Here is a 19560-nt window from a genome sequence, read left to right on the forward strand (position 1 = left end):
TCTACCCGAGGTCAGCCCAGTAACAGGATGATCCGGTCACGGCTGTCCCAGCACGAACCTTGAATGGTGACCATCTGCTGTTCGAGAGTATCACGGATAATCGGATGGGCGGTGTTCGGGGCAAGGAGGTCGGCCCTGTGTTTGGAATTTGCGAAAGCGTAGGGGCGATGGTTAACCCTGCCACGGCGGTGAGCACTTATTTGCTCTGTCAGGCCGGCAATAAGAACGGCTTGATTAAACTACCGGGTGTGGAAACTTCAATTGTTGAACAAGTGCCTTCGTTGGCATATATTGCCAATCAGGAGGCTTAAGCCGTGGTAACCCGCAATGTCGTACTTACAGAAACGCAGGATCAACTGGTGCAGGACCTGGTTGCGTCCGGTCGTTATCAGAACGCCAGTGAAGCGTTGCGCGCCGGTCTTCGTCTTCTGGAGCGGGAAGAGGCGGGACTGGTGTCTCTCAGACAAGGCCTGCAGGAGGGCGTAGCCCAGGCTCAGGCAGGAGATCTGGCAGAAGGCGGCGGTACGGATGCGATCCGTCGTGCCTTTGTAAGGGCACGAACCAAAGCGTGACCAAACCCTTTCGACTGACACGCCGTGCTGAAGCCAGCCTGGTGGAAATTGCCCGATGGACCATCGACAAGTTTGGACGGCATCAAGCCGATCTTTATGAACAAGAACTGATAGCGCGCTGTCAAGCCATCACGGAGGGCAGGGCGGCCAGCCGCAGCTGTTCTATATTGGTAGAGGAGGCAGCTGATCTCAGATATGTACGGGCGGGAGAGCACTTCCTGGTCTACCTGGATCAGCCGGACGCGGTGATCATTGTTGATATCCTGCATTCCCGCTGCGACCTGCCGCGACATGTTTTCACGCTGGCCACGTTAACGGATACGACAGGAAACAAGACATAGGCACAGCAGCCGGAGTTTCCCTCAAGCTGGGAATTCTTTAAGTAGGCAGTATGTGCTCACCCCAATAGATCAGTCGCCGGGTTATCCGCGATGTCCACATCGTCGTAATATTTCTGCGCCTGGGCCATCGAGCGGTGCAGGGAGAGGCGCATGGCGGCTTGGAGTGGGGCACCATCTAGCGCGGCCTGGGTCAGAAAACCGGATCGCAACCCGTGCGGCGACGCAAAATCCTCCGGCAATCCAGCCAATTTCAACCGGTGTTTGACGATCTGATACACCGCATCCGGTGACAGACGGCGTTTCAACACCCGGTCGGCCTTGGAGATTGGCCGGAACAAGGGGCCGTCCTGAATCTCGCCCACTTCGATCCAATGCACCAGCGCCTGTGCGGCGCGGCCCTTGAGCACCAGCCGTGGCGTCTCGCCCTTGGTGGTGGTCTTGGTCTCCAGCAGTGAGATCCAGACCAGGCTTTTCTCTTCGAAATCTTTCAGCGAGACGTCTTCAAACATCAATCCGGTGATCTCCGAGCGCCGTCTACCACCAGAAGCCCAACCCAGCATCAGGATCGCCCTGTCGCGGCAATCGCGGCGGGAACCACGGCAGATGGCCAGCAACTGCTCCAGAATATCGCGGGTAACCGGATGCTGCGACTTTGGGGCAGGGGGGCGGGCCGCGGCGCGGCGGGCTTTGGACCGAGCCTGTTTGACCTGCGGCGTGCCAAACGGGCTGGTCAGGTTCTTCATCCGGTGAAAGGCCAGCCAGGAGGCAATGCGCCGGTCCAGCGTGGACGGCGCCGGGCAGGTGAGGGACTTGCGTAGCCCTTGCAGGATCAGCGCTTCTGCCGTTTGACGCGCGATATCCTCCTCCGGTGCATCACCAAGATCGCGGGCATGGTCGAGGATGAAGGCCAGCGCCGTGGCCTCGCTCTCGGGCCAGCGCAGTGGCAGATCGAACCGGGCCTGTTTCCACGCTGTCACGTAGATCAGATCGCGCTCATAAGCCCTGAGCGTATTGGCCGGCGTGCCGCGGATATAGAGATCACTCAGCGCCTCATGATCGGCCTGCGAGAGAGCCGGGGAGGGGACGGGAAGGTATGGGGCAGGGGGCTTCATGGCAGCCATTCTGCGCGCTTTTCCCAGTGAAATCAATCACACCTGATAAGGGATACTTATCGGGAATAATACTAAACTCCTGAGAGCACCATTATAGTGCGCAAAAAGAAATAATAATGCTCTTTAAAAGTAAAACCTATTGACGGGTAGCATTTTTACGGGGCTCTGTCGCAAACTTTTGACATTGACGATTGTTGGGTTGGCGCGCGAGGGGTCAGCAGCGATAACCAGTCGAAAGTCAGCTCATGATTTCCTTCAAAGGCGTACAATATCCGAAGGATGTGATCCTGTTCGCGGTGTTCTTCTATGTGCGCTACGGCGTTTCATATCGCGACCTGGAAGAAATCATGGGAGAGCGGGGTGTTTTCGTGGATCATACCATGCTGAACCGATGGGTAACGCGATACTCTGGTGCCATTGTTGAAGCAGCGCGTAGACGCAAAAGACCATGCGACCACTCCTGGAGAATGGACGAGACATACATCAAGGTGAAGGGCAATTGGGTCTATCTCTACCGCGCCGTCGACAAACACGGCAAGACCCTTGATTTCATGCTGTCTGATCGGCGCAACAAGCCAGCTGCTACGAAGTTCTTTGCCCGGATGCTGGAAGTCAACGGGTTGCCACGGAAGATTGTCATCGACTAAAGCGGCGCCAATACTGCGGGCCTGAAGGCCATCAACAAAATGCTCAAAGGCTTTGGATGTCCCATTCCCATCGAGATGGTCAGGCGCAAATACCTCAATAACATCGTAGAGCAAGATCACCGGTTCATCAAAAGGCGAACCCGTCCGATGCTTGGTTTCAAATCCTTCAATTCAGCTTCGGCAACTCTGGCTGGAATCGAAGTGGCTAACATGATCCGCAAAGGTCAATTTACGCCCGGACTCCGTCCGTTTCAGCAATTCGCCGAACTAGCTGGTGTCACTGTGCCTTTAATTGCTGGACGCTGGTTTTAAAAAGTTGAGCAAAATCAGTGCTTGATTGTGCCTTTAATTTCTGGACTGTATCATTAATTACCGGACTGTGCCCTTAATTCCCGGACGGAGTGTCCTGTGGATAAGTCGCGTGGGGATGATCTTGTCTAATGAAATAGAGAACCCAGAAGAAAGAGCGCTCGCAGTTGAACGGGCCAATGCGTTGCGTCCAATACTGGAACTTGAGGAGTCAGGGCAAGATATAGGATCGCTACTGTTGGAAGCGGCCAAGATTATGGGCGTTTCGAGAAGCACCGCTTGGGATTTTTACCGCCGTCTTAAGATTAATGATGGGCGCGCGAGCTCCTTACTCCCTAAACGACGCGGTCCGAAGCATGGCTCACGTCGCCTGGAGCCAGATGTAGAAAGCACTATCGAGCGCGTTCTACGTCAACACTATCTCGTTCCAGAACCCCCAAGCTTTCTGAGGATCGTCAGCGAGATCCGGGCAGAGTGCGCGGCGAGAGGCTATCGCCTTCCCACTCGGCGTACGATCAAGTCGCGTGTCGACGCTATGGATCAACGCGAGGTGATGCGGAAACGGAAAGGCGCAAAGGCGGCGAGGCAAGTTTTCGAGCCGAGGGTAGGGGCCTTGAATGTGGAGCACCCTTTAGACGTTGTCCAAATCGATCACACTCTGGCTGACATCATTCTTGTCGATCAATTCGAGCGTAAACCTTTGGGGCGACCCTGGTTGACTCTCGCCATCGATGTCGCGACTCGCGTTGTTCTGGGCGTACATGTGAGTTTTGATACACCGTCAGTCTTGTCCATCGGTTTGTGTCTGCACCATTGCGTGCGAACGAAGTCGATCCGGGCGCCAGAGATACTGGAGGAGTTGTATTGGCCTGCTGCTGGGATTCCGCAAGCCGTTCATGTTGACAACGGGCGGGATTTCCGAAGCAACGCCTTCCAGTCGGCCTGTGCAGATTGGGGAATCTCAATCGAGTACAGGCCACCAGGTCGCGCGCATTATGGCGGCCATATCGAACGTCTTATAGGGACAACCATGGGCGCAGTTCATGTACTTCCGGGAACAACGCAATCATCCCCCAAGGACAAGGGGGATTACGACAGCTCTGACAATGCGGCGATGACGTTGGAGGAGTTCGAGGATTGGCTGCACTTGGAGATATGTCGCTATCACAATACCCGTCACAGCGGATTGGGGAGAGCACCGCTGGCGGCTTGGGCAGATCTCGGTGGTGATGGCGCAGGCAGAAAGGTCGTTGATACCGAGGCGTTACGCATCAGTTTTCTTCCTTCCGAACGTCGTCAGTTGGCGCGAACCGGGATCAAGCTGTTTTCTGTCGGCTATTGGAGCGACGCATTTGGTCCAATGATCGGCAGTGGCGTCGGGAAGGTTACTGTAAAATACGACCCTCGCGATATGTCCCAGATTTGGGCTGTAAATGACGAAGGACGGACCATAGCAGCGCGCTACAAGAATCTGTCGCGGCCACGGATTTCGCTTTGGGAGTCGCGGCGTGCGCGTGCGATATTTCACGAACGCCACCGCGGGACGATCCCGGAGGCGATGCTGTTTCAAATTATTGAAGAACAAAGGCGCATCGCGCACGCGGCAAAGCAGCAAACCCTGGCGGTGCGGCTGGAGGGTGAACGTCAAGCGCGACTTCCTAACGACAAAACCAGACGCGATCCATCCCGCGAGATGTTCGCGATCGATACCAATAATCCGGATCTTCCTACCTACCCGATAGATGACATTCATGGAAACAAACGAAAGACTTAACCTGGTCCGCAGTGACCGGTGGATCGCATTCGATCGCGCAAATATTGTACTCAACAGGCTCACTTCTCTCATGGAGATGCCAAGACAGTCCCGGATGCCTGGCCTTATGGTTTACGGTAGTTCAGGGATAGGAAAGACCATGATCGCTAAGCGAATGGAAAGCCTGTACCCAACTCAATACGAAGCAGATATTGGCGTTACCCAAACACCGATCCTGTTATTGCAGGCGCCACCCGCCCCTGATGAGAGGCGTTTCTATCAGCATATTCTGGCATCAATCGGTGCGCCCATGTGGGGGCGGCACACAGTGTCCGAACTGGAGGTGCGCGCCCTCAGCCACTTGCGCGACATGGACCTGAAGATGATCATGATCGACGAAGTCCACAACTTGCTGGCGGGCAGCTATCGCGAGCAACGGCGTTTCCTGAATATGCTGCGGTTCCTCGCTAATGATCTCTGTGCATCTCTCGTCGTCTTTGGTGTGAATGAAGCGGTCGACGCCATTCGCGGCGATGAACAACTGGCCCGGCGTCTGGACGAGCATTTCTTGCCGTTCTGGGAAGACGATATCGAATTCTCTCGTCTTATCCAGACGCTGATTGCTGCGATGCAATTGGAACGCGGGTCCAGCCTCAGTGTGCATTCGCTTCGAACCATTCTGGGTGTGACAGGCGGTGTTACGTCGCGAGTATTCACAATGGTCAAGGCGCTTGCGATAGACGCTATCGAGACAGGCGAGGAGCGTATCACGGATGAGGCGGTTCAAGCCTGGCAACCGATCTGGGCCAAGCACAGCTGGAACATTCGAAGACAGGCCGTTCCGGCGTTTTAGTGACTATTCTTCCGCTGCCGAGGCGTCCTCCGCCGCTACAAGACGAATTGTTATCAAGTTGGGTCACCCGGCTTGCTGAAGCCAATTATTGCTCTGTTCCTGAATTGCTTGGCTATCTCGGGTTTTCGGGTGATAAGCCGCCGGAGACCAGTCACGATCTGCGAGGTGCAAATTTCGATCGGTTCGGCACTCTGGCTCATCTGCCGTCGAGTGACATACAGGGCATGTTGCTCAAGCGTCGCGCAGGGTTTCCAGTCGAATGTGTGCCCTGTTCAGACTTTCAGTACTGTCCGACATGTACGCGGAAAGTGCCTGGAGTTTCCCTGCGGCACTGGCGCTATGCTTGGTCTATGATCTGCAATTCCTGCGGTACTGGCCTGTTACCTCTCGGCACGGCGCCAGGTGCAGAGTTTCAAGTTCCCTTACGGTTGGAAGTCCGAGCTTTGAAGGGCGCAGCGTGGTTGGAGCAACTGTATTGGCGCGGAAGTCAGCATGTTGTTAGGCAATTGGACTTGGCGCTACAGGTTGTACGGGTACTTGCGCCAGAACTTCGTCACGCGGGGCTTTGCTCCAAATCCCGCCATGACCGGTATACTATGCTCGCTGCTGTTCACCTATTGATGACGCGACCATTGGTGGCCGTATCTATTGCGATGCGTCGTGATCCTTCAGCACGAGATAGGCTACGCATGGCATTCCCTGTTCAACGCAATTTATTGGATCAACTCGTTCACCTTTCATGCAGTTCGCCAACCCCGGCGAAAGATGATCGCAAAATTCAGAAGGCCTGGTTCCCGGCACGAAAATCCGACAACACAACTAAACCCGATTTTCTGGCGGCGGCTAAAAAAGCAATCGAACAACTCGGTGTGAATGCGGACCGTGCGGAGTTGCTCCGATGCGCGGATCGCACCCTCGAAAAAAGTCGCGCTAGCCTGTGGATATCCGAGAATTAAGGGCACAAAACCGGGCCAAATGTCCGGCAATGTATTTGCGTCCAGTAATTAAGGGCACAGTGACAGCGACACATCCAGTCTTTGACGAAATAGATGGAGATCGGAAGTATTTGAATGACATCGTGGAGCTGAACCATCGCTTCATCAAGAGACGCACTCGACCGATACTAGGGTTCAAGGCCTTTGCTTCAGCGGCGGCTACACTGGACGGGATCGAAGTGACGCATATGATCCGCAAAGGTCAACTCACGCCCGGAATCTGCCCGTTTCGTCAATTTGCAGAACTGGCGGCATAAGCCGCAGGTTCGGTTTCAACTCTTCGGTTAGTCAGAAACTTCGCAACAGATCCCGATCTGTGCCAGTTTTTCAGGGCCAAGCTCTTTTCAGTTTGTTGATTTGATGGAAATGGCGGGTTTTCTGGCCATAGTGAAGCTCTTGAAATCAGGAACTCAGGTTTATTGCCAGGATACATCACTGTTCGGTAAATCATCCCTGTGCAGAACCATCACCGCATTTGGTCTACTGGACGGCAAATAGTCAACTGCATCCCAGTCCCAAAGAACGAGGTTTATGTCATCAGGCGTGGCACCCGATGCGAAACTATTCACCAGGACACCGGCATAGCTTTCGTCTTTCAGCCTTTCTGCAACAACGTGGGTTGATGGAACCAGCCCCTGGTGCATCTCGGATTCCCAGTTGTCATTGGCGATGTTTTCCCAAGTGATGCCCAATGCCTGTCTGGTATCCCGGCTGGTCAGATCAACGATATGATGGCAATCAACCGCCAGAAAATAAAAGGTATAGGGTTCTTGATTCAGGCTGAAACGCACCTCACGCGCGGCCGATTCATGAGAAAGCGACGTATAGAGCGCGGGCTCCCCGATCGGGTTGAACCGCCCACCCCGTCGCGCAGCCCCCTCCCCCGATGTTGGCAGATACGACCAGCGCGGTTTGGCGGCACGGATGACGGTACGCTGCACCCTGATGGCATACTTCAAGCGTAACCGCCTTCTAGACGCCGCAGAATATGGGACTTCAACGCTGCGTTTTCTCCATCCTTTACGATTTCCTCGGGCGTGCGTCCGCCAAAACCCACAATGGGTTCAGACCGATACCAGGCATAGGCCATGAGCGAGCTTCCAACGGCCGGTGCAACGGCATTCAGAATTTCGACAAGATGACGCAATGATGTCTGAACTGATACAGATGCCACACGCTGCCGCCGAGACAAGGATTCCGGAGCAATGCCCAAAGTCTCACCGATCTCGCGCTTGGTGGTTTTCAGATGCCGGGCCAGACGATCCGGTGAGATCATCCGGTTTTCTACAAGATCACGTAATTCCATATCGATCACTCCTGTTGCCACAATATATGGGCCAATATCTTGACAATCAAGCCTGCCCGATCCTTTGCGTTGTTTGAGCCAACTGATGGTTTGACCGCTACAATGTTTAGGAATGCCAATGATCGATTTCAAAGGAGTGCACTACCCACGATCTGTAATCTTGTTCGCGGTCTATTTCTACGTTCGCTACGGCGTCTCGTACCGTGACCTGGAAGAGATCATGGCGGAACGAGGAGTGACGGTTGATCACGCGACGCTTAACCGATGGGTCTTAAAGTACTCGCCTCAGGTCGCTCAGATGGAACAGAAAAGGAAGGTCCAGACAGCTGAATCTTGGTGCATGGACGAAACCTATGTGAAGGTTCGCGGTGAATGGGTCTATTTGTACCGCGCTGTGGGCCGTGACGGCCAGACCCTTGATTTCATTCTGTCGGCGAAGCGAGACACCGCCGCGGCCAAGAAAGTCTTCGCCAATGCGCTGTATCACAACGGTATCCCAACGCGGATTACAATTGACAGAAGTCGTAGCAACGCCGCCGGGATCAACGAAGTGAACAAGATTTTCAAACGGTTGCAGATACCTGTTCAGATCGACACCGTTAGATCGAAATACCTCAACAACATCGTCGAGCAGGATCATCGTTTCGTCAAGCGGCTCACGAAGCCGATGCTAGGTTTCAAAAGCTTCATATCAGCAGCGGCGACACTCGCGGGCATTGAAGTAGCCAACATGATCCGCAAAGGTCAGTTCGGATCTTCGATAAGTGGATTCCGTCAATTTGCTAAGCTCGCGGAATAAATCCGTCCAATCAGAGCGCTAGCTTTGACCAACGCCGAAGTGGCAGACGTGCTCCGCAACCTCGCCACGGCTCCACTCGGGATTGAGGATGATGATTTCAGGATTTCGCCTGCCGGTGCCCAAGAGAAGACAGCGTTGCTGAAGAAAGACGGCGATTGGGTAAGGCCCTTGGGCATGACGCCGACAACCCACATCCTCAAAACGCAGCTAGGGGTGCTGCCCAACGGGACCAACCTGTCCGATAGTGTCGAGAATGAGTTCCTTTGCATGACGTTCTGCAAGGCCATGGGGCTTGATGTGGCCGAGGTGGAGATTGCCGATTTCGAGGATGTGCGCTCGCTTGTGGTCACACGTTTTGACCGACGCTGGACCCGCAACGGCAGGCTGATCCGCTTACCGCAGGAGGATTTCTGCCAGGCGCTTGGTTACCCACCAAGCCAGAAGAACCAGATGGATGGCGGGCCAGGCATCGCGGAAAGTATGAAGCTTCTATCGGCAAGCGACGACCCAATTGACGATCGTCTGGCATTTTTCAAGGCACAGGTTGTCTTCTGGCTCCTTGGGGCGACGGATGGTCATGCAAAGAACTTTAGCATTGCGCTTCGTCCGGGCGGCGGGTTTCGCATGACCCCGCTTTATGATGTCCTTACGGCGCAGAAGGCGGCGGCGGACGGGCAAATCCGACATAACCGGATGCGGCTTGCGATGTGTATTGGCGATCAGAATCACTATCGCGTCAACGAGGTGGTCAAACGCCATTTCTTTGAGACGACCAAAGCCGTAGGCTTGGGGGTAGGGTTGGTTGCGACAGCCATAGATGGTCTGCTTGAACGCATTCCAGCTGCGAAGGCAGAGGCAGAACGAGCGGTTCCTGCAGATTTCCCGCGCGACCTACTCGCCCACACCTGGGAAGGTCTAGATGCTCGCGAGGCGGTTCTCACGGTTTAATTGGGAAGTGCCTGTGAGGAATTCCCATCGCCAACAAACGATAGTTTCATTGTCATACCTGCTTAGCCAACTGGACCGAATGCTTTGTTCTGGCACGCAACGCGATAAGACTTGCATTGAGGCGAAGCCTACCAAGGGTGTTGTCACGTTAACTTCCTGCCCACCAAAGAATGCTGATGATCAGATTTCATGCAGCTCGAGTAGCAGCATCCCAGGCATCGAATGCCTCGAGGCGGTTATATCGGATTGTTAAGTCTGAACGACGGCGTGCGGGGACACAGAAGCAATTCCGAACGGCTGAATGGGTGGCCACGAATCTCTGCAAACCTCCCGGAGACCGACGTCCTTGCATCGTCCGTTCCCGCTTGGCGGCGCCATATGAACGCAGCTTGTCCGTGATGATCCGCTTGGGAATGAAACCAAGACGCTTTATCAGGCGGCGCAAAACCCGTTTTGCAGCCCGTTTGTCCCTTTTCGGTTGGAGTATTTCGTCCAACACAACGCCATGCTGATCGACTGCGCGCAAAAGCCAATACTTGCGACCGGAGATTCTGACGACAACCTCATCGAGGTGCCCGACGTCACCTGTACGACCCTGTCGATGTCGCAAATTTCGAGCGAACTGGGGTCAAAACTTGATGACCCAACGCCGGACAGTCTCGTAAGAGGCATCGATCCCGCGCGCAGCAGCATCTCTTCAACTTCACGCAGGCTCAAATTGAAGCGAACATAAAGCCACACCGCGTGGATAATGATCTGAGGGGGAAATCGGTGACGCTTGTAGCTGATGGATGATGAATTCATCGATGTCACTTACGTCCAAATAATATCATCGGCAACCGAACGACGGTTAACGTGACAACACCATTAACGCCATAGTTTTTGACTATCATAGAATAGAATTTCGCTATTGGCGATTGAGGCAACGATCGTGAGAAAAGTGCATCGAAATGAATTCAGATAAACTGCAAAAGCAGGAGACGGCCAATGAAAACTCATATCCTTATCGCACTGACCGCAATCGCACTGATTGCAACATCTACGACTTCTCACGCACAGGAAAATGTCATGGACAACTACACCGCAAGCTACATCACAATGCCAGCCGCCGACGGCCAAACTGAAGCCTTCGCCCGGTTTCTTGCCAGTGCCGCGCCTTTGGTGAAAAAAACTGAGCCGGGAACCGATCTTTGGTTCGCACTTCAAGATCATGACACTTTAGCGATCTTTGACATATTCGTCGATGAAGCAGCGCGGAACGCGCACTTCTCCGGTGTCGTCGCAGGTGCGCTGAATAAGAACGCCGATGCTCTAGTCGCCGGCGGATGGGATGCTGGCGTCGTTGCCAACATATACAACTCGGATGTGCTTTCTGCGAAGGCACCTGTTGATCTCTACAGCGCAACGACTGCCACTTATATCGCTATCGAAGCTGCACCCGGCAAAGCTGACGAATTGGCAGCTCTTTTGACCGCAGCTGGCCCGATCGTTGCTGAGACCGAGCCAAAGACCTTGTTCTGGGTTGCTCTTCAGATCGACGAAAATAATTTCGCAATCTACGACATCTTCGCTGATAACTCAGGTCGCGAAGCCCATTTTGCAGGACAGGTTGCAGGACTGCTTAATGCGCAAGCCTCCGAACTGGTCAAAGGCGGCTGGGACGACGGTGTCGTTACTAATGTGAGCAACTACGAGATCCTCGCGATCAATTAAGATCGTATCGAAATTTCGGAGCCTGGCTATTGATTGCCGGGTTCATTTCTGGTGGCTCGACAAACATCAAGTTCGCTTTGGAGAAGCTGCTTTGCAGCAAGTTACCATTTTAGTGAGTGACCTGTTTAGGCCGTAAGCGTGATCGTGGTAAGCAGGGTAGGGGCCCATGCTGCATAAACTCCGATGTCAGCAGAGAGCCCCAGCTTTCACATTCGCTGCGCTCGAACGAACCGCTGCCGTTCATTTGTGTTGGCCAGAACACCGCGCGGATAGCTGCTTTCATGACGACCTCTGCCACTTCATCGGCAGTCTGATAGATGTCGTCGCCCGCCTGTCGGTTCTGCGTCCCCCTCACGTATTTCTGAAGGATCGACAGGTATTCATCCTCAAGCATCCCACCCGTGGTTTTCTCATGTTTCATAGTGCTGGCGGCAAACTCGGACTGGATGCCACCTGGTTCCACTGTGGTGAAATGAATGCCAAGATTTAGAATAACATAGCAAGCGGTTCTGTGAAACCTTTCTTCAGAATGTCACGCAGGTTCTCCAAGCCGACGACACTATCTTAGTAGTGCTGATATCAACGCATGAGTTGGGTCTAAGACAATTCCGTGAACAAAGTTGCACAGCGCGTGGGGCTGAACGTTGGCACTATCTATCGATATCATTGCAGCAAAGATGATCTGCTCTTCGCGGTGTTTCTGGATGTCAAACGAGACATTTATGCGACCATGATAAAAGCAGCGTCAGAGCACGTTGTTGCAGAGGCGCGTCTCAGGCCAATTTGGTTCGTGGTGAAACATGGTTTTTCAGGCACCTGGTGACTTCAAAGTAGCCGAGCTGATGGGATCAGAGAGACGGGCTCATTTCTGTGACAACGAAGAGGTGGAGCAGATTCAGGCCGAAGTCTTGGACGAGATACAAAGTGGCATAGATTATGGAACTCTTGTCAACGAGAACGTACGCATCATTGAAACAGTATTAGCCTCTCCAGCGATCACCTCGGCACGGCGTGTATTTCTACTGGGGAGTATTCCGAGCCAGAGGAAACCGAATGTATCTTTGCGCTGACATGGCGCAGGATTGCCCCAAAGCCTGTGCCATATCTAGAAAAGTACCGCGGTTGACTAGCGGTGTGGCAGGGCGAGATTTATGCCAGATCCAACAAATAGCCAGCATTCGCACCCGAGACTAATCGTCGTCTCTTCTCAACGATTCTGCAAAACGCGGAGGCCTCCCAAGCTACAATCTCGGGTCTGCATTGCGAATATCACGTCGATTGTCTCTTTATCGAACTAAAGCGCGTCAGACTGCTTGGCGAATGGCGCGTGACATTGCCTGCGCCAGGTCCTGAGGTGCCTCCGACGCAATGACGATCGAACGTTTGAATTTTGGCAGCGGTGGGAAGCCATCCTTCCTTGAGAGGATTTTCATGCCGGGTTCAACATTGCTTTCGTAGATGATGCCAACGGCAAATCCCGCACGGATGGCTGCTTTCTGGCTCATGATTCCCGTGCATTCGAAGGCCACATTGTAAGGGCGCCTGATCTGATCGAGCTTTACCTTTGGCAACTCACCCATCCAGCAGCCATGGTTGATGATGGCCAACGGAACCGATGTATTGCTGTCCAGCGTCATGGATTTTGCAGCAACCCAGACGGCTTGTTGCTCGCGAAACACCTCGCCGGGCGCGGCGCTGGCTGCTGAACAAACCGCGATATCCAGTTCACCCTTGCGGATAGCGTCAGGGAAAACGGCTGTACATCCTGATGTCGCGATCACATCGACGCCGGGATTGGACCGTTTGAATTCTGTCAAAGCCAGCTCCAAGACGCCTTCGTCGAAATCATCCGGGATTCCAACCCTGATACGACCATTGAGCGGCGCTGCAAACAGTGACTGCACCTTTGCCAGCTCCGACAGGCTTCTTCTTGCGATGGGCAGAAGCTTTTCGCCGCCCGGCGAAAGCGACATGCCCTTGCCTTCGCGCACAAACAGCGACGTTTCCAAATCTGTCTCCAACTTGCGAAGCTGGACGCTGATGGCGGACTGGCTTCGGTTCAGGCGAGACGCAGCCAGAGTGAGGTTCCCGCATTCGGCAATTGTCACGAACGTCCTGAGCAGGTTGCCGTCGGTAAATGTGCGTTCGGAATTGTTCATGGATGTATCCATATCATTTCATTTTAACAATTTCCACGCGCGGCTTACATCTGGGCGGCAACGCGCACCTGAAAGGTATTCCCATGGCAGAGAGTGAGAAGTCTCAAATCATCGCAACAGTGACGGATTATTTGGAAGGGATCCGTGACGGGGACAGCGCCCGGATCGCAAACGCTTTTTATTCAAGCGTAAACCTCAACTCGGTCGATCGTGACGGCAATCTGGTCCTGACACCTCGCAGCGTTCTTGAGACACTGGCGACCAGCGGAACTCTTCCGCCCAATAGCAGTGAGATCACCCACATCGAAATCAACAATGACATGGCATTGGTCAAGGTGACTATCGATATGCCGACGCTGAACTATCATGATCTGCTGACCTTGCTGCGTCTGAATGTTGGATGGAAGATCGTTGGTAAAACCTACACCACGGTCATGAAGTAACCTCAACCTGACTAATTGGCGCAGAAAAAGATGAATAGCTCGTCCGTGAACGCTGATCAACCAACATGGCTTGTTTTTGCGTCTGCCGTTTTTCTGGTGATGTGGTCGACTGGCTATGTCGCCGCCAAGTTTGGTCTAGGCTATATCGAGCCGATGACCTTTCTTTCCCTGCGGTTTGCCTGCGTAGTGGTAATCATGGCGGGGCTATTTGTCATCCTGCGGCCGCCCCCGCCCAAATCTCCATCCGAATGGATGCATCTGGCAATTGTCGGCTTCCTTCTGCAGGCGATGTATTTTGGCATGTGCTACATGTCCTTCAATGCCGGCCTGTCGGTTGGAACATTGGCGTTGATCCTTGCGATGCAACCAATTCTAACGGGCCTGATTGCGCCACGCTGGGCCGGTGAAACCGTAAGCTGGCGACAGTGGGCCGGGCTGATCCTTGGCCTGAGCGGGGCAGTTCTTGTAATCACTACAAGGTCCGAGATCGCCACACCCTCGCCCATTGGCTTTGTATTTGCCTCACTCGCCCTGATCGGTATTACGGGAGGATCATTGTGGGAAAAACGATTTGGGGTGTCACATCATCCGGTAACTGCGAATCTGGTGGTGTTCACGGCAGGTTTTCTGGGCGTTGCCCCGTTCATGTTGGCATTCGAAAGCATGCAGATCATCTGGACGTGGCAGCTGGTTGCATCGCTCACCTACCTTATAATCGCCAGTTCGCTTATCGCCATCGGGCTGCTGCTGGCAATGATCCGGGCGGGTGAAGTGTCGAGAGTCTCAGCGCTCTTCTTCCTTGTCCCGCCCATGGCTTCCACCGTCGCTTGGCTTGTGCTTGGAGAGGTTATGCCTTCGGTCGCCTGGTTGGGGATGGGGATCGCGGGGTTTGGCGTATTTTTGGCGACAACGAGATCGCAAGAGACGTCTTAGAATTCTTCAAACAAATAGGAGCTGAAAAATGTCATCCATTGAGTTGAAGCAGAAAATCGTCGCGAGCGACTCTCCCTTGATCTCCATCGACCAACTAGAAAAGTTGACCGGAATACCGGGTGTTAAATGCTTCGATGTTCGCGGCACTTGGAAGACTCCGGCGCGTGCTCTGCCAGATGACTATGCTGAGGGACATATTCCCGGGGCCGTGTTTCTGGATTGGACGACACACTTCATCGACCCTGACGAAGCGATCGATCTCGCGTCCGTGGCTGATCTGGACGGCGCAGAAAAATCCTTCCGATCCCTGGGTATCAATGGAGGTGATCTAGTGATCCTCTATGACAGCTACCACCACATGCATGCTGGGCGTATCTGGTGGGCGATGCGGTATTGGGGCTTTACGGATGTTCGCGTACTGAATGGAGGTTGGAACCACTGGCTTGCATCAAACAAGTCGGTTTCCACGGATGTGATCGAAGTCGCATCCGGAGATTTCTCTCCGCAATGCCAAGGTGATTGGCGGATCGGCCTGGCGGATTTCGTGGACACACATGCCGCACATGGCGTCATCGACGCACGCGGGCCGGTTAGCTTTGCAGGTACTCCCGGTGACCCAACCACAGGTCATATCCCCGGCGCGCTCAGCCTTCCGTATTCTGATTTGATTGATGGCGAAACAAGTTGCTTTCTTCAGCCTTCCGCGCTGATCGAAATCTTTGACGAACGGGTGCCTGAATGGCGAAACTCTCCTATCATCACAAGCTGCGGGTCCGGTTATGCCGCAACGGTCACACTTTTGGCCCTGACGGAACTAGGCGTCAAAGCCCAACTATTTGACGGTTCATTTTCAGTCTGGAAACAGGACCCGAACCGGGCAATTGAGCAGTCGCTTTAGAAGCAAGGATCATCAACATGCCGCTGAGCATTACCAAAGGAATGGGGCACCGTTGATCAATTCAACCGAGCATTTCGCTAAAGCCAGCTTTAGTGCCGACACCCCAAACGAGTTGCTCGCGCAGAATGGTAGGGTAAAGCTCAACGAAAACATGTAGTAAGGCTCAGCGACTGTCTGGTTTCCTTACCTCATCGGTACTAGCGTGATCGTTCTTGTTGTTCTGCTAGCGGCTCATTGACGTTTCCTGCGTTGCATTAAGCTCGATAAGCAGGCAAGGGCGCGCGGTCTTGGAGTTCAATCATTCTACGCAGCATCGCCTCGGTCAGCGCGTGTCGGGCATCTTTGCTTGAACGATCGTCAAACAAGTTCACGACCTCTTCCGGGTCGCGTTTCAGATCATACAATTCGTTCCACCCCTCGTCTTCACGAAGTGACATTCGATATCTGTCTGTTACCACCGTTCGCACCCGCTGTGGGCGTTCAAAACCTGTCATAGTGCGCTGACTGTCTTCTTCGACGATGATTGCCTCAGGTGGTTCGGTTGTGAGCAAATCACGTCCCTGTATACCGTTGAAAGGGGTTATCCCGGCCCTGGCGAGGATGGTGGCTGCAATATCGATGGAAGAGCCTAGGCCCATTTCTACCTTCCCGTCAGCCGAAGCCGCTGGATCTTTCCAAATGAACGGCACCCGGATGATCCCTTGAAAGTGTAGCAACAGCTTCAGCATCAGGCCGTGATCGCCCATGTAGTCCCCGTGGTCCGAGGTAAAAATCACCACCGTGTTGTTCGCCAACCCCAACGCCTCAAGTCGCGCCAGAACCCGGCCAATGGCGTCGTCAATCATGGTGATCATGCCATAGGTCAATGCGATAATGGCTCGGGCTTCGTTCTCGGTCACGACAAACGGGTTCTGGTTGTCCCTTGGATCGGTTCCCTTCTTCATCGCGTCGCGCATCGCTTTGATGGGGGGCAGGTCGCCCTTGCCAAAGGATGCAGGCAAGGAAACATCTGCGGGATCGTACATGTCCCAGTAACGCCCGGGCGGAGTGAAGGGATGATGAGGATCAGGAAAAGACATTTGCAGAAAGAACGGAGCGTCCTGTTCTGCGTGTTGAGTCAACCAGGATTCTGAGCGTTCGGCAACCCAAGACGTGGAATAAAGCTCTTCGGGGACCGCCGTTCTCCAGGCCTGTGGTGCATCTATCCGATTGCTTGGAAGCGCATTTCCAGGGCCGGTTAGTCCATCGAAGTCCGGGTGCTGTTCGCGGGCCCAAAGAAGATAGTCACCAGAGGCTTGATCCCCGTGGTCGGCGCACACTTCAACATGACCGAACCCGTAGAAATCACCCTTTAACCGCTCGGCCAAGGGTGTATCCCACCTGGGTGCGACTTCCAGATCATAATCGGGTGAATGGCGGTTGTTCTTGTACGCGTCACGCAGGTGCTGGGATGGGGCGGACGCCCCCTCTTTGGCTTCAAACTTCTTGGTTGCGGGCAGACCGGTAAAGCTCTGCAAGTGAGATTTTCCAATCAGTCCGGTATTGTATCCGGCGTCGCGAAGCAATTCGACAAAGGTGGTGTGATCTTTTGAAAGCGGGATGCCGTTATGACGCGCCCCGTGCACTGAGCACATTCTCCCGGTCATGATCGAGGCACGATTGGGCATGCAAATCGGGTTAGCAACATAGAACCTGTCCCAACGAGTGCCCCCTTCAGCGATCCTGTCGATGTTCGGAGTTCTTACAAGTCTGTTGCCATAACAGCCAAGGTGATCGGCCCGGTGCTGGTCCGTGATGATAAACAAAAAGTTGGGTTGTTTTGTCATTGGGTTGCCTCGGTTTTCGTTGCCGCAGACCGGCCCGCACGGACATCAAATGCTATGAGTGCGAGGCCTAGCGCAACGGCAGGCAAATGGAACATAGGCTCGGTCACAAGACAGGCGAACGCAGTCACAAAGCGGACCACGATTTCCGGCACGGACAATTTGCGCCGATCAAATCCGGACAAAGCCGAAGAAAACAGCCAGATGCAAAAGCAAGTGCGGGCGACGATCCACAGGAATGGCAGCAAACTGAATTCCTCAACGATCAGGATTGTCGGGTAGAACGCAAAGACGAACGGGATGATGAATTTGGCCATACCCAGCCGGAACGACATGAATGCGGTCATCAGCGGATTCGCCCGGGCGATTGGTGCCGCTGCATAGGCCGCGATTGCGACAGGTGGTGTCAGTGAGGATGCAACACCATAGTAGAAAACAAACATATGTGCGGTCAGCATTGACACTCCCAATGCCTGGATCGCCGGGCCCATCACGAGAATGATGATGAGGTAGGCGGGTAGTGTCGGCATTCCCATGCCGAGGATCAGTGCCCCAGCCATGGCAACAAGCAGAGCAGAGAACAGGCTTTCGCCCCGGATCGACGCGATTATGTTGGCCAGCTTCAGGCCAAGCCCGGTAGAATCCAGTGACCCGACAAGAATTCCGATGGCAGCAATGGCAATCAACAGGGTTGCTCCGGCTTCCGCCCCTTTGAGAAAAGACCGCCAAATCCGTGAAGGATCTCCTCTGACCTCAGGATTGATGACGGAAAGCCCCAACAGAGCGACGACGGCATAGAACCCGGCAGCGGAGGTGGACAGGCCGAACAGCAGTGACCCGATCACGACAAGAATGGGTCCGGCAAACAGCACTGAATTGATCATGTCCGTTCGGGTAATGTGGTCATCTACGGTCATTTCTTGAACTTCGATACCTTGTCTGCGCGCCTCGACCGTTACGGCTGAAAACAAACTGAAATAGTAAAACAATGCGGGGAACAGAGCCGCGATGATAATGTTGAGGTAGCCAACCCCGGTCAGATCGGCCATCACAAGCGCCGCTGCTCCCATAATCGGCGGCATGATTTGACCGCCCGAGGATGCCGTTGCTTCGATTCCCGCCGCGAATGTCGGTGAAAATCCTCGCTTCTTGATCATAGGAATGGTGAATGTACCGGTTCCGACGATGTTCGCGACGGTCGAACCCGACATGGTGCCAAACAATGACGAGGCCAGAATAGCGGCGTGAGCCGGACCACCTCGCGTGCGGCGCGTGGCCAGAAAAGCAAATTTCAACAGGGTATCGCCCGCTCCTGTACCTTCGAGCAATACGCCGAAGATGATAAATATAAAGACAGTACTGAGCACGATATTGGTGATCGAACCGAAAACACCCTTGTTGGTGTTGTACCAGAGCGCTTCGGCGACTTCTTTTAGTGAGAAACCGGAATGCGCCATAATGCCAGGCAGATCTTGCCCGAACAAAAGATACAGGACGCCAAATGTACCGACCGCGAAAAGGCCCCATCCCCACAGGCGACGACAGAGCTCGAGCAAGACAACCAAACCTGCGAGCGCAGGCAGCGCATCCTTGGTAGTGACATCATATAATGCCGTTTCCATTTCTGTCTGAACGAAAAGGAACGACCAGATCGACCAGAGCCCGGCGACGACCAGGGCAGCATCAATGGCAAGGTATAGTTGCGTCGATATTCCCTGATCGGCCCGACGTGTTTGCGAAACCGCAACGGCGATGATCAGCGCCAAGGCAAATCCGATGGCCCGGTGCAGTTTCGGGTCAATCAACCCAACGCCCGAAGAATAGAGTGTAATGAGGCCAAGTGCTAAACAAGCAGCCACAGAGGCGGCAGAGAACAGCCGCAGGGCGAAACGAACGAGAGGGATCGCATCCGTCATCAGATCATCTTTCAAAAAGTGCGTTTGTCGGCCGAGCTGA

The 19560-nt window shown here is 54.0% G+C and carries 20 protein-coding genes and 5 pseudogenes; 17 read left to right on the plus strand and 8 right to left on the minus strand.

The annotated features are described in order from the left end of the window. The first annotated feature begins 104 nt into the window (after nucleotides 1-104). The 3 genes from Q1B13_RS20510 to Q1B13_RS20520 are packed head-to-tail and all read left to right on the plus strand — an operon-like array spanning nucleotide 105 to nucleotide 913. Nucleotides 105-311 (plus strand): hypothetical protein, encoded by a 207-nt coding sequence (locus Q1B13_RS20510; RefSeq protein WP_299084060.1) that lies wholly within the window; start codon nucleotides 105-107, stop codon nucleotides 309-311. A 3-nt stretch (nucleotides 312-314) separates the two neighbouring features. After that, complete coding sequence (locus Q1B13_RS20515; RefSeq protein WP_108862330.1) at nucleotides 315-572, plus strand: type II toxin-antitoxin system ParD family antitoxin; 258 nt, start codon at nucleotides 315-317, stop codon at nucleotides 570-572. After that, nucleotides 569-913, plus strand: a complete 345-nt coding sequence (locus Q1B13_RS20520; RefSeq protein WP_299084067.1) for a type II toxin-antitoxin system RelE/ParE family toxin — start codon at nucleotides 569-571, stop codon at nucleotides 911-913. Before Q1B13_RS20515 ends, Q1B13_RS20520 begins: the two co-directional genes overlap by 4 nt. Nucleotides 914-969: 56 nt before the next feature. Here the strand turns inward: Q1B13_RS20520 and Q1B13_RS20525 are convergent, their stop codons facing one another. Continuing rightward, nucleotides 970-2025 (minus strand): tyrosine-type recombinase/integrase, encoded by a 1056-nt coding sequence (locus Q1B13_RS20525; protein WP_299084070.1) that lies wholly within the window; start codon nucleotides 2023-2025, stop codon nucleotides 970-972. A gap of 245 nt (nucleotides 2026-2270) precedes the next feature. Between Q1B13_RS20525 and Q1B13_RS20530 the strand changes: the two are divergent. The 7 genes and pseudogenes from Q1B13_RS20530 to Q1B13_RS20550 all read left to right on the plus strand — a co-directional run. Continuing rightward, nucleotides 2271-2984: pseudogene (locus tag Q1B13_RS20530) on the plus strand (IS6 family transposase). Nucleotides 2985-3237: 253 nt separating this feature from the next. Beyond that, nucleotides 3238-3564 (plus strand): annotated as a pseudogene (locus tag Q1B13_RS27070) (DNA-binding domain-containing protein); the annotation flags it as partial. 36 nt (nucleotides 3565-3600) lie between these two features. Then, entirely contained in the window at nucleotides 3601-4755 is a 1155-nt protein-coding gene (locus Q1B13_RS20535; protein WP_299084072.1) for a transposase family protein, read from the plus strand. After that, nucleotides 4733-5587, plus strand: a complete 855-nt coding sequence (locus Q1B13_RS20540; RefSeq protein ID WP_299084075.1) for a TniB family NTP-binding protein — start codon at nucleotides 4733-4735, stop codon at nucleotides 5585-5587. Before Q1B13_RS20535 ends, Q1B13_RS20540 begins: the two co-directional genes overlap by 23 nt. After that, a pseudogene (locus Q1B13_RS27075) lies at nucleotides 5587-5934 on the plus strand (TniQ family protein); the annotation flags it as partial. The gene Q1B13_RS20540 and the pseudogene Q1B13_RS27075, both read left to right, overlap by 1 nt. Nucleotides 5935-6183: 249 nt before the next feature. Continuing rightward, nucleotides 6184-6543, plus strand: coding sequence for a hypothetical protein (locus Q1B13_RS20545; protein ID WP_299800359.1), 360 nt, complete (start codon nucleotides 6184-6186; stop codon nucleotides 6541-6543). Nucleotides 6544-6647: 104 nt separating this feature from the next. Next, nucleotides 6648-6839 (plus strand): annotated as a pseudogene (locus Q1B13_RS20550) (DDE-type integrase/transposase/recombinase); the annotation flags it as partial. A gap of 159 nt (nucleotides 6840-6998) precedes the next feature. On the opposite strand, the gene Q1B13_RS20555 reads toward Q1B13_RS20550, so the two are convergent. Together Q1B13_RS20555 and Q1B13_RS20560 are read right to left on the minus strand one after the other, a co-directional pair. Beyond that, the gene (locus tag Q1B13_RS20555) at nucleotides 6999-7541 is read right to left on the minus strand and encodes an RES domain-containing protein (RefSeq protein ID WP_298937414.1); all 543 of its coding nucleotides are present in this window, start codon (nucleotides 7539-7541) and stop codon (nucleotides 6999-7001) included. Continuing rightward, complete coding sequence (locus Q1B13_RS20560; protein WP_170638481.1) at nucleotides 7538-7888, minus strand: hypothetical protein; 351 nt, start codon at nucleotides 7886-7888, stop codon at nucleotides 7538-7540. The genes Q1B13_RS20555 and Q1B13_RS20560 overlap by 4 nt, the downstream gene beginning before the upstream one ends. Nucleotides 7889-8006: 118 nt before the next feature. On the opposite strand from Q1B13_RS20560, the gene Q1B13_RS20565 reads away from it, so the two are divergent. Next, the gene (locus Q1B13_RS20565) at nucleotides 8007-8687 is read left to right on the plus strand and encodes an IS6 family transposase (RefSeq protein ID WP_298937413.1); all 681 of its coding nucleotides are present in this window, start codon (nucleotides 8007-8009) and stop codon (nucleotides 8685-8687) included. A gap of 24 nt (nucleotides 8688-8711) precedes the next feature. After that, the gene (locus Q1B13_RS20570; protein WP_299084080.1) at nucleotides 8712-9635 is read left to right on the plus strand and encodes a HipA domain-containing protein; all 924 of its coding nucleotides are present in this window, start codon (nucleotides 8712-8714) and stop codon (nucleotides 9633-9635) included. 187 nt (nucleotides 9636-9822) lie between these two features. Here Q1B13_RS20570 and Q1B13_RS20575 read toward each other — a convergent pair. Then, nucleotides 9823-10439: pseudogene (locus Q1B13_RS20575) on the minus strand (IS6 family transposase). A 183-nt stretch (nucleotides 10440-10622) separates the two neighbouring features. On the opposite strand from Q1B13_RS20575, the gene Q1B13_RS20580 reads away from it, so the two are divergent. Beyond that, the gene (locus Q1B13_RS20580) at nucleotides 10623-11348 is read left to right on the plus strand and encodes a hypothetical protein (RefSeq protein WP_298937411.1); all 726 of its coding nucleotides are present in this window, start codon (nucleotides 10623-10625) and stop codon (nucleotides 11346-11348) included. 109 nt (nucleotides 11349-11457) lie between these two features. Here the strand turns inward: Q1B13_RS20580 and Q1B13_RS20585 are convergent, their stop codons facing one another. Next, entirely contained in the window at nucleotides 11458-11769 is a 312-nt protein-coding gene (locus Q1B13_RS20585) for a hypothetical protein (RefSeq protein WP_299084085.1), read from the minus strand. Between the two features lie 189 nt (nucleotides 11770-11958). On the opposite strand from Q1B13_RS20585, the gene Q1B13_RS20590 reads away from it, so the two are divergent. Continuing rightward, on the plus strand, nucleotides 11959-12171 hold the full coding sequence (locus Q1B13_RS20590) for a TetR/AcrR family transcriptional regulator (RefSeq protein WP_298937409.1): 213 nt from the start codon (nucleotides 11959-11961) through the stop codon (nucleotides 12169-12171). 481 nt (nucleotides 12172-12652) lie between these two features. Here Q1B13_RS20590 and Q1B13_RS20595 read toward each other — a convergent pair whose 3' ends face one another. Further along, a complete protein-coding gene (locus Q1B13_RS20595; RefSeq protein WP_298937408.1) occupies nucleotides 12653-13507 on the minus strand; it encodes a LysR family transcriptional regulator in 855 nt (284 codons plus the stop codon). 83 nt (nucleotides 13508-13590) lie between these two features. Here Q1B13_RS20595 and Q1B13_RS20600 point away from each other — a divergent pair, with 83 nt between their 5' ends. Genes Q1B13_RS20600 through Q1B13_RS20610 form a run of 3 tightly spaced genes read left to right on the plus strand, consistent with a single transcriptional unit; the run spans nucleotide 13591 to nucleotide 15781 of the window. Next, nucleotides 13591-13950, plus strand: a complete 360-nt coding sequence (locus Q1B13_RS20600) for a nuclear transport factor 2 family protein (RefSeq protein WP_298937407.1) — start codon at nucleotides 13591-13593, stop codon at nucleotides 13948-13950. A gap of 45 nt (nucleotides 13951-13995) precedes the next feature. After that, nucleotides 13996-14883: a DMT family transporter gene (locus Q1B13_RS20605; protein WP_299800364.1), complete on the plus strand. Its 888-nt coding sequence runs from the start codon at nucleotides 13996-13998 to the stop codon at nucleotides 14881-14883. A 28-nt stretch (nucleotides 14884-14911) separates the two neighbouring features. Next, nucleotides 14912-15781 (plus strand): sulfurtransferase, encoded by an 870-nt coding sequence (locus Q1B13_RS20610; protein ID WP_298937405.1) that lies wholly within the window; start codon nucleotides 14912-14914, stop codon nucleotides 15779-15781. 254 nt (nucleotides 15782-16035) lie between these two features. Here the strand turns inward: Q1B13_RS20610 and Q1B13_RS20615 are convergent, their stop codons facing one another. Continuing rightward, nucleotides 16036-17607 carry a sulfatase-like hydrolase/transferase gene (locus Q1B13_RS20615; RefSeq protein WP_298937404.1) on the minus strand — a complete coding sequence of 524 codons (1572 nt, stop codon included), beginning with the start codon at nucleotides 17605-17607 and terminating at the stop codon, nucleotides 16036-16038. Next, nucleotides 17604-19520 (minus strand): TRAP transporter fused permease subunit, encoded by a 1917-nt coding sequence (locus Q1B13_RS20620; protein WP_299084091.1) that lies wholly within the window; start codon nucleotides 19518-19520, stop codon nucleotides 17604-17606. The genes Q1B13_RS20615 and Q1B13_RS20620 overlap by 4 nt, the downstream gene beginning before the upstream one ends. Between the last annotated feature and the right edge of the window lie 40 nt (nucleotides 19521-19560).

The organism is uncultured Ruegeria sp., from assembly GCF_947489545.1.
Classification (GTDB): domain Bacteria; phylum Pseudomonadota; class Alphaproteobacteria; order Rhodobacterales; family Rhodobacteraceae; genus Ruegeria.